Annotated in this window: 1 protein-coding gene; it reads left to right on the top strand. The window is 40.2% G+C overall.

The annotated features are described in order from the left end of the window. A partial coding sequence (locus tag N8L33_RS09895; protein ID WP_261059743.1) for a DUF1542 domain-containing protein occupies positions 1-1,443 on the top strand: 1,443 nt, incomplete at its 5' end. Between the last annotated feature and the right edge of the window lie 183 nt (positions 1,444-1,626).

The raw sequence follows: 1,626 nt of genomic DNA, 5'->3' as shown, positions 1-1,626 counted from the left end.
GACAAAGCGATCGACGCTAACGACAAACTTTCAGATGCAGAAAAATCAGCAGCGAAAGAAGAAGCTAAGAAAGCAGCGGACGAAGCTAAGAAAGCGATCGATGCAGCAACTGACCAAGCTGGAGTAGACGCAAAAGAGGCTGAAGGAAAAGCAGAAATCGCTAAAGTAACACCAGCACCAGCGGTAGAAGTAGGAAAATCAGCAGCGAAAGCGGAAATCGAAAAAGCAGCAAAAGCCAAAGAAGCAGCGATCGATGCCAACGACAAACTTTCAGATGCAGAAAAAGCAGCGGCAAAAGCACAAGTAGCAGCTGAAGCTAAGAAAGCAATCGAAGCAATAGAAAAAGCTACAACGGAAGCAGAAGTAGAAGCAGCGAAAGAAGCAGGAAAAGCAGAAATCGCTAAAGTAGCACCAGCAACAACAGATTACAAGGCTAAAGCCAAAGCAGAAGTAGAAGCTGAATTAGCTAAGAAATTAGCTGAACTTGAAAATGCAACTGATTTAACAGAAGCAGAAAAAGCAGCGGCAAAAGCACAAGTAGTCAACAAAGCTAAGGAAGCAATTGAAGCTATTCAAAAAGCAGCCACAGAAGCAGATGTAGATCAAGCGATTCGTAACTTTGTTTACCGTATTTCAGCAGTTATTCGTGAGCAAGAAGAATATGATTTATCAAAATTGTTTGTAAATGGTTCTGTAACTGTTAAGCAAGGTGAATCTTTAACAGATAAAGATGTTTTATCAAAACTAAACTTACCAAGCGGTGTAGAAATTGTTAAGGTTGAAAAACCTACAACATCAGCATTAGGTACAGTGATGGCTAAAGTAACAGTTAAATTAGCAGATGGAAGCGTAGAAGAAATTAACGTACCTGTTGAAGTTATTGTTTCACAAAATTATGGAAATGAAGGAAATGGAGCAAATAACGGAGCTAATAACACTGAAGCCAAAGTTAATAAAGCTAAGTTAGAAGGTGCTATCCATCAATTAGATGAATTGATTATTAAAGAATCAGCTAAGCTTGATGCAGAAACTGCAAAAGAAGCGAATGCATTATCAGCAGATGCTAAGAAAGTATTTGCTAATGCAGACGCAACTCAAGCAGAAGTGGATGCAATGGTTAAACGTATCGAAGACTTCATGGCGAAAGTTGCTCCATCAACTGATCATGCAACACCAGCTAACGACCAATCTGCTCAAACACCAGCTGTAGCTCCAGCTAACGATCAATCTGCGCAAACACCAGCTGTAGCTCCAGCTACTACTCAAGCAGCATCTAATGCTAGCCAAACAGTATCAGCACAAGCAAATGCGCGTAAAGTGGCTAAAGAATTGCCAAATACAGGTACAGTGGATTCTACTGTAGCTATGGTAGCAGCAGCTGCAAGTGCATTACTTGGTCTCGGTCTTGCAGGACGTCGTCGTAAAGAAGACGGAGAAGCTTAATTAGTAGATTGTTTGATTATTAGATAATGAATCTGATTTTTAGAGTTTAAACAAGTATCTCTCGTAAGAAAATCTCCTAGCAGAAAAGCCTGCTAGGAGATTTTTGGGCTCTTTGTCAACTGTAGTGGGTTGATGAAAAGCTAAGCTCGAGAAAGGACAAATTTCGTCCTTTCTTTTTTGATG

Source organism: Streptococcus mitis, assembly GCF_946188695.1.
Classification (GTDB): domain Bacteria; phylum Bacillota; class Bacilli; order Lactobacillales; family Streptococcaceae; genus Streptococcus; species Streptococcus mitis_DF.
Note: the sequence above shows the minus strand (reverse complement) of the source record. Positions and strands in the feature narration are given on the sequence as shown.